The sequence below is a fragment of the Grimontia marina genome, from assembly GCF_900060185.1.
In the GTDB taxonomy this organism is placed as follows: Bacteria; Pseudomonadota; Gammaproteobacteria; order Enterobacterales; family Vibrionaceae; genus Enterovibrio; species Enterovibrio marinus.
In genome coordinates this window covers 1-7,601 of record NZ_FIZY01000098.1, presented here as the reverse complement: position 1 = coordinate 7,601, position 7,601 = coordinate 1, and the positions used below count along the sequence as shown (strand labels likewise).

9 protein-coding genes are annotated in these 7,601 nt (G+C 47.7%); 6 read left to right on the top strand and 3 right to left on the bottom strand.

Translation table 11 applies throughout. The features are described from left to right. Nucleotides 1–310 precede the first annotated feature (310 nt). The 3 genes from GMA8713_RS24725 (at nucleotide 311) to GMA8713_RS24715 (ending at nucleotide 2,452) form a co-directional block, all read left to right on the top strand. Nucleotides 311–571 carry a hypothetical protein gene (locus GMA8713_RS24725; protein ID WP_062715214.1) on the top strand — a complete coding sequence of 87 codons (261 nt, stop codon included), beginning with the start codon at nucleotides 311–313 and terminating at the stop codon, nucleotides 569–571. Between the two features lie 295 nt (nucleotides 572–866). Then, nucleotides 867–1,190 (top strand): hypothetical protein, encoded by a 324-nt coding sequence (locus tag GMA8713_RS24720; RefSeq protein ID WP_157515780.1) that lies wholly within the window; start codon nucleotides 867–869, stop codon nucleotides 1,188–1,190. A gap of 677 nt (nucleotides 1,191–1,867) precedes the next feature. Beyond that, the gene (locus tag GMA8713_RS24715; RefSeq protein ID WP_062715210.1) at nucleotides 1,868–2,452 is read left to right on the top strand and encodes a hypothetical protein; all 585 of its coding nucleotides are present in this window, start codon (nucleotides 1,868–1,870) and stop codon (nucleotides 2,450–2,452) included. A gap of 193 nt (nucleotides 2,453–2,645) precedes the next feature. Here the strand turns inward: GMA8713_RS24715 and GMA8713_RS27050 are convergent, their stop codons facing one another. Next, on the bottom strand, nucleotides 2,646–2,924 hold the full coding sequence (locus GMA8713_RS27050) for a hypothetical protein (RefSeq protein WP_232314566.1): 279 nt from the start codon (nucleotides 2,922–2,924) through the stop codon (nucleotides 2,646–2,648). Between the two features lie 40 nt (nucleotides 2,925–2,964). Between GMA8713_RS27050 and GMA8713_RS24710 the strand changes: the two genes are divergently transcribed. Continuing rightward, nucleotides 2,965–3,531 carry a hypothetical protein gene (locus GMA8713_RS24710; RefSeq protein WP_062715208.1) on the top strand — a complete coding sequence of 189 codons (567 nt, stop codon included), beginning with the start codon at nucleotides 2,965–2,967 and terminating at the stop codon, nucleotides 3,529–3,531. A gap of 210 nt (nucleotides 3,532–3,741) precedes the next feature. On the opposite strand, the gene GMA8713_RS24705 is transcribed toward GMA8713_RS24710, so the two are convergent. Further along, entirely contained in the window at nucleotides 3,742–4,995 is a 1,254-nt protein-coding gene (locus tag GMA8713_RS24705) for a Y-family DNA polymerase (RefSeq protein WP_062715206.1), read from the bottom strand. Further along, a complete protein-coding gene (locus tag GMA8713_RS24700; protein ID WP_002537669.1) occupies nucleotides 4,983–5,390 on the bottom strand; it encodes a LexA family protein in 408 nt (135 codons plus the stop codon). The genes GMA8713_RS24705 and GMA8713_RS24700 overlap by 13 nt, the downstream gene beginning before the upstream one ends. Nucleotides 5,391–5,834: 444 nt before the next feature. On the opposite strand from GMA8713_RS24700, the gene GMA8713_RS24695 reads away from it, so the two are divergent. Beyond that, nucleotides 5,835–7,163, top strand: a complete 1,329-nt coding sequence (locus GMA8713_RS24695) for a pyocin-S2/colicin E7-DNase domain-containing protein (RefSeq protein ID WP_232314565.1) — start codon at nucleotides 5,835–5,837, stop codon at nucleotides 7,161–7,163. Continuing rightward, nucleotides 7,156–7,428 (top strand): bacteriocin immunity protein, encoded by a 273-nt coding sequence (locus tag GMA8713_RS24690; protein WP_198159582.1) that lies wholly within the window; start codon nucleotides 7,156–7,158, stop codon nucleotides 7,426–7,428. Before GMA8713_RS24695 ends, GMA8713_RS24690 begins: the two co-directional genes overlap by 8 nt. The last annotated feature ends 173 nt before the right edge of the window (nucleotides 7,429–7,601 follow it).

Sequence of the window (7,601 nt, the reverse complement as noted above, 5' to 3'; positions counted from 1 at the left end):
GCCACGAGGTATCGGTGCTATGATGGCCATCACTCAGTCCTTTTGTCGGTATGTTTCGGTTTGGCGATTGATCAGATCGCACAAAGCGGACTGAGTTTCTCTTATCTTTGAGATCTACTATTAGGAACAGCTATTTAGAACAGCGCGTTAAGTTAGAATTTGATACTGCGGAAAAGTAAAGCTAACAACCAAATCAACGAAGGATATTTACTCGTGGCACGTTTTTCATAGAAACGCTATAATTCAGGCGTTTCAGTCAATTTTGGGTAATAAGAGTCCGTTATTTAAACATTGTAGGCTTGGAGGCTTTTTGGAACTGAATTATTGGTACGCTTTTTTCACGGTAGTGATTTGTCTCAATATCATTGTTTCGTTTTCCATATCAAAGCGCGATGACCTAGATATAATACAGAAGTCACTTCAAATTTTAATCATTTGGCTTTTACCTTTAATTGCTTCCATAGGGTTTTGGCTGTTTCATAAAAGCCAAGATGATGACAACAAACCAGGCGGAGGTAAGTTTGGTGGTGGTTCTAATGACAGCATTGGCGTCTCAAGTTCAGGTGATTAAATCACATCACACATAAGAGCCCTTCTCCGGTCAATAGGCAATAGCATTCTTTTGGCTGCCCCGCGCAGCCAATCCTCTCACGCTGCAACTACCCATCAAGCTGCATGGCTATGAGGTGCTAATTTTCATGTTTGTCTCATATAAGGAAAGCAAATCTAATCTAGCACCTGTTGGTATTCAAAGACCATGCTGTTAAACTTAGGAACGGTTTTTAAGGACACCCATCTCCTATACGCTTACCTTAATGCCATGCGAAGATGAATACGTATTATGTTTGGAACACTGGAAGTTAATTATGAGAAACCTACTTTTTCTATTGTTATGTTTTTCGACTTATTCGTATGGTTATACGAGTGTAAGTGGACCTGTGAAGATAAATAGCTTGAGAGTTTATGATTCGGGTAAAGTGCTATTCAAAGCCCCCGGTGCAACCAATAAAGAAAATTGTAAAGGCGCTGATTCCTGGATTTATTTGAAGCAAGAGACAGAAGCGCAAAAGCGTCAGTTTACGGTCTTGTTGAGCGCGCGGATGTCGGATATGCCAGTCACGTTGTTTTTCAATGGTTGTTCTGGTGGCGGCCAAAGCGGTTATCGCGTCGTTGAGCAAGTTATGCTCTAAATACACGGATGAAAATATGAAATTTAATCTGCTCCTAGCGCTTACAAAAACATATAAGCAATAATCTATTAAGAATTAGAATTTCCAAAGTATTGACGCACCTTGAAGCCCAATAGTATCTGCATGAGTTGGCCTATTTTATTGACGAAGCTTTTACATGTACTTGGCGTATATCTGAATGGTTTTTTGATGAAAAAAACGAAAAGTTTATGTGTCCTAGGCTATTTTTAAGATACTTTGGTTCTAATACCGAATGGTCTCTCACCCAATAGACACAGGTGCTCCTTTTTCCAAAACCCAGATTACCGGAACTGCATGGGGCATGGCGCCAACACTAATCCGTTTTTGTACAGTATCTGCTTATTACGCTACGTCTACTCTACTCTACTCTACTCGTCTACTCGTCTACTCGTCTACTCGCGCGCACGGACTTTGTGTTGTTCCAAAGGCAGTGAGTCGTCTTTAGCGCTGCGAAGCATCACACCCCAAGATTGGGAAGGAGTTGAAAAGCAAACAGGGCCAGATCGACGAACGGAGACCAGACCACGCCTTTGGCCATGACGGTGCCACGCCAAGTGCGCGCAGCGGATTATGGTTGTTGTATCGTTCAATGTGATGGCATCAGTTCGGCGGGATTGGTAAAGTGAGGAAATATGGCGACTTTTGAATAGGCTATTTTGATAGGAAGGCATTCAGTTAATAATACTGACGTTGATATCATCAAGGAAATTGGCAAAAAATACATCAATAAGGATTATCAACATCTGCCGATGCTGGATATTTGTCACGAAGCCCAAGGCATGTCTTCTAGGATTTATTTTGATGATTTTCATCATGCATACAGCCTTCTAGGAAGGCTAATTGAAAAACAACTGATATCAATGTTTATTGCATTCCCAATCCCAGATTACAGTTCGGATAAAATTGGAGATTGGTTCGTATTAGAAAACGTCAATGAAAATAAAGACGCGGATTATTTAAGTCATCTCGTTCAGGAGGAGGGTTTTCTTGGCGTTGGTCATATAATCACTAATGAAAAGTGTGATTTCTTCTTCAATATCTATGAAGACGATGCATATGCTTTGACAGCAAAAGATGAGATTTTTCAAGCATTAGGTGCTGATACTGTAGAGCTCAACATGTTGAAACTAATAGATGATTTGAAATTAGATCCCGAGATTATTGAGCCTAGCAGATATTGGATTGCCAGATATCTGTGGGGTGATAAATGGCTGAATGCCTTTGAGGTTAAAGACCAATAATACCCCCATAAGATCACCCCCAGAACTAACGTGACAGGCTACTGTAATGACGGGAATACACCTAGGCGCTCCCTGAGGTTAGGTTAAAACCGCTGTTGTCCCTCCTAACGTATGGCATTCCACGCGAAAAGTTTATTTCTCCCAAATTAAACTTATCTGAAACAGATGATAGCGCGCACGCCCTCTAACACATTTATGTCCAATATCTACTTATTACGCTACGCCTCCCATACTCGCCAGCACGGCCTTTGTGCTGTTCCAAAGGCGTTGCGTCGCCTATAGCGTTGCGAAGCATCGCGCCCCAAGATTGGGGAAGGGGTTGCAAAGCAAACAGGGCCAGAGCGACGAACGGAGACCAGACCACGCCTTTGGCCATGATGGTGCCACGCCAAATGCGCGCAGCGGATTGTGGTTGTTGTGTCGTTGACTGTGATGGCATCAGTTCAGCGGGATTGGTAAAGTGAGGAAACATGACGACTTTTGAATAGGCTATTTTGATAGGGAGGCATTCAGTGAATAATACTGACGTGGATATCATCAAGAAAATTGCCAAAAAATACATCAATAAGGATTATCAACATCTGCCGATACTGGATATTTGCCACGAAGCCCAAGGCATGTCATCTAGGATTTATTTTGATGATTTTCATCATGCATACAGCCTTCTAGGAAGGCTAATTGAAAAACAACTGATATCAACGTTTATTGCATTCCCAATCCCAGATTACAGTTCGGATAAAATTGGAGATTGGTTCGTATTAGAAAACGTCAATGAAAATAAAGACGCGGATTATTTAAGTCATCTCGTTCAGGATGAGGGTTTTCTTGGCGTTGGTCATATAATCACTAATGAAAAGTGTGATTTCTTCTTCAATATCTATGAAGACGATGCATATGCTTTAACAGCAAAAGATGAGATTTTTCAAGCATTAGGTGCTGATACTGTAGAGCTCAACATGTTGAAACTAATAGATGATTTGAAATTAGATCCCGAGATTATTGAGCCTAGCAGATATTGGATTGCCAGATATCTGTGGGGTGATAAATGGCTGAATGCCTTTGAGGTTAAAGACCAATAATACCCCCATAAGATCACCCCCAGAACTAACGTGACAGGCTACTGTAATGACGGGAATACACCTAGGCGCTCCCTGAGGTTAGGTTAAAACCGCTGTTGTCCCTCCTAACGTATGGCATTCCACGCGAAAAGTTTATTTCTCCCAAATTAAACTTATCTGAAACAGATGATAGCGCGCACGCCCTCTAACACATTTCTGTCCAAAACCACCTCAACACCTCACCCTCGGCACATCTCCCCACCGAGTCGTATACTGCGGCGATAAAAACTCTCGCCGCATACCCCACTTCTGCTCAATACCTTCCGCCGCCAGAAACACCGTGCCGGCACCATAACGCTGATTCAGTCCATCGAACGCCTTCATTAACGCTGGGTTCCCTGGCTGGGTATCAAACAAATCTGGCTGCACATGCTCGGCCCTGGCTAAATCGAGCAGCCCCACCCCGACCTTGTAATACTGCACGCCCAACTCATACAACAATGGCACCAAGGCCGACACTGCCGCCGTGATCACCGTGGTATCGTCCACCGGAAACGCAAAGCGGTGTAGCTGCTTAAAACTTCTTGGCTTCTCGTCATACGGCGAATTTCCCGCAAACACCATCAACACCGAGCACACTGACCCCTGCGCCCGAAGCTTCGCCGCCGCAATACCCGCATGCTTACACAATGCCTGGTGAAGGGCTTCCTGCTCTACAATCCGCTCTCCCATCGAGCGGGTAGAAAAGATCTGCTGCTTATCGGCTCTGGCCACATCCCAGCCTTTACACACCTCGCCGTTCAGCTCCCGCACTGTGCGTTCCATTTCCACATTAAACTCACGGCGCATCAATGCCGGTTTCTGACGCGACAGCTGCAGCGCCGTTTCAATGCCCTGACGCTTCAACCTTTCAGAAATCCGCCGACCGACACCCCAGACATCCCCCACCGCCATGCGCCCCAGCACATCGAGGCGCTCAGCCTCCGAGTCCAGCACACAGACACCGCCATAACCGGCTAACTTCTTCGCCGCATGGTTTGCCGCCTTGGCCAAGGTCAGGGTTTCCCCCATGCCGACCCCGACCGCCAACCGGCACTCTTTCCACACTGCCCGCCGCAAAGATTCAGCATGCAAACGTAAATCCGGGATCGCTGCGCAGCGGTGAAACGACAGGAAAGATTCATCTATCGAATACACATGCTGCTCAGGCGCAAAGCGCCCGATCACCTGCATCATCTTGTCGGACAGATCGCCATAGAGCTCATAGTTCGATGAACAGACGATCACCCCCTTCATTTCGCACAGGGTACGCATTTGAAAAAACGGCTTAAACTTCTCTACTCCCAGCTCCCTGGCCTGACGGTTTGCTGCCACAACACAACCATCGTTGTTCGACAGCACAATCACCGGCTTTCCCCGCCAGTCTGGCCTAAACACCTGCTCAGCACTGCAGTAAAACGCATTGGCATCAACTAGCGCGAACATAACAAAGGACTCTCACGGTGACAGCGGATAGAACGGACGACGACACCCTCAATGGAGAAAGTATCGTGTTTCGTGATTTGCACAGAGGCGTAAGTGTCGTTAGCCGACAGCAACAAACGGCGGGACACATCGAGAAGCTTACAGACAAACTCCCCGTTAAAGTTGGCCACAATCACGTCCCCGTCCCTGGCGGTGACGTGCCTATCCACGATCAGGATATCGCCATCAAAAATGCCGACGCCCTGCATCGACTCCCCAGAAGCACGGCCAATAAAGGTCGCGCTGGGATGCTCGACCAAGAGCTCATCCAAGCTCAGCGGCAGCTGGCGATAATCGCTCGCCGGAGATTCAAAACCGGTGATACCGGCACTGGCAAAAATAGGGATAACGTTCATTTAAATAATACTGTTCATATATACAGTATTAATTCTATCTCTTTCTGTCTCACTGGCAAGATCCAGCTTTTCTGACAGCGGGAAAATTGAGCAGTGACCACACCCAACCACGCCATCCAAATTGTCTCAATAATTAGATAAGAATCTGAAAAAATGCATGATTATCTGTGTGCGCCGTGGCCGCTCCTTTAAGATAACAACCAGCACTCAGGGAGAGAGAAAAGGAAGACTGTGAGTTTACGGGTAGTGAAAGCCACCGATTTAATGGCGTATGAATTTGGCAAAGTCGAAGGCGGTTTTCAGCAGATGAGCGCGCGCGATCTGGAGCGCGTGCTCCCCGACGGTATGGCCATCGATGTGTTTAAAAACAAGCTCTACGACGGACAACTCGTGCTGCTCAACGACGCCCCCAATGTACCCGCCCTACAAGCCCAGAAAGGCACCATGGGCAACACTACCTGGCGCGTCAACCCAGAAGCCAGTAACCACCTTTCGCCACAGGCACAACAAGCCATGGTGTCCCGTACCAAAGTACAAGGCGCACCCGCTTCCAGCGGCGGTTCACTCAACCCGCCATTACCACAGCCGCATTATACGCCCGAGGCCGTCGTCGCGGATCCCCCGCCTGAGCCCATCGCCCCGACCAAGATTTCAGAGAACTTTGGCAAACCGGCACAGGCCGATAAAGTGTTCGCTAAATCCTGCACCCGCCCTTATGGCGACACACAGGCATGCGAAGAAGCACTGAAAGCGCCCAACTTCGGCATGATGGCGGCCATGGTGCCCGCCCAGGCATTAGACGCCAGCGGGCGACTGCCCCTGACAAAACTCACCGGCAACACAACACGGATGCCGCTGAACTGGGGACTGACGGGCGAGATAGCCAAAAGCGCCGCCAAACGCGCCAACTTTCTTGCCCTCGCGTTCTGGCCTTCACAACTGGGAGACGGGACCCTCTACACAGACGAAGAGCTGGCACAACTGCCAGAAGCGGCCACCCGAGTGCGGTTCCGGCTCTACCAAGACGAGCACGGCAACCCGCAGGCGATAGGCATTCACACCGGCGAAGGGAACCCTTACGGCGATACCGTCAGACGGATTTCTGCAGAAGCCGTTGAAGACAGGTTCGAAGCCAAGGTTGATGAAGAGATCACGCTGACCTGGTTCCCCGACGACAGCGACAAAGTGCTCACTGCTGGCACCTCCTTCCCCGATACCAGCGGGCTGGAAATCAGCAACATTCTGGTACGCCCGATAGAAGACGACGGACAGGAGCTGACCACCCTTGTCTACCCCAACCCAGAAGCCGAACACATAGAGCTGATCGTCACCTTTCCGGCAGACAGCGGCATACCGCCACTTTACCTGGTGTTTAGTTCACCGAGGAATAAGCCAGGCGGCGTGACGGGACAGGGCGAAGACATTACAGGCATCTGGTTAGAAAGTGCGGGCAAAGATCTCGGCTCTCCCATCCCTTCACAAATTGCAGACAAAATGCGGGGGCGTGAATTCTCCAGCTTTGATAAATTCAGAGAAGCATTTTGGAAAGAGGTCTATGCGGATGAAGAGCTACGCAGCCAATTTAGGCCAGGTAACCAAGGGAACTTGAAAAAAGGCAGAGCTCCTAAAGCTGTCCCTTCAGAGTGGCATTTTGAAAAAGCGAGCTTCGAACTTCACCACGTCAAAGAGATTCAGCATGGAGGGGCAGTCTACGACGTTGATAACATTAGAATCGTAACTCCCAAAAATCACAACCGAATTCATTATGGATAAATCACCCATGAAGAAAGAAAAGTTTGAGGACTATACAGAAGAAGAGTTTCTTCAGTTCGTTATTGATATATACGAAGCTAACGGCACTGAAGAAGAAACTGACCAATGGATAATGCACTTTCACAATGTGGTTGGGCATCCATTAGGCGCTGGATTGATCGTGGACCCCGCTGTCGAAATTGAAGACGATAGCCCTCAAGGCGTGGTAAACGAAGTAGTAAAGTGGCGACACACAAACGGCTTACCAGGCTTCAAAGGCAGCTAAAAGAAACAGGCATCACTTACGTAAGTGATGCCCTTTACTTCATTTGCATAAGTTACGTAACTGATTAAAGCCTAGTATTCAGCCCCGTTAACTCACTGAATACCCCTTCGAGCATGTCGCAATACACCCCAGACTGACTGCCCATTTCCGGACATTCAAACGACCGGCGGCAC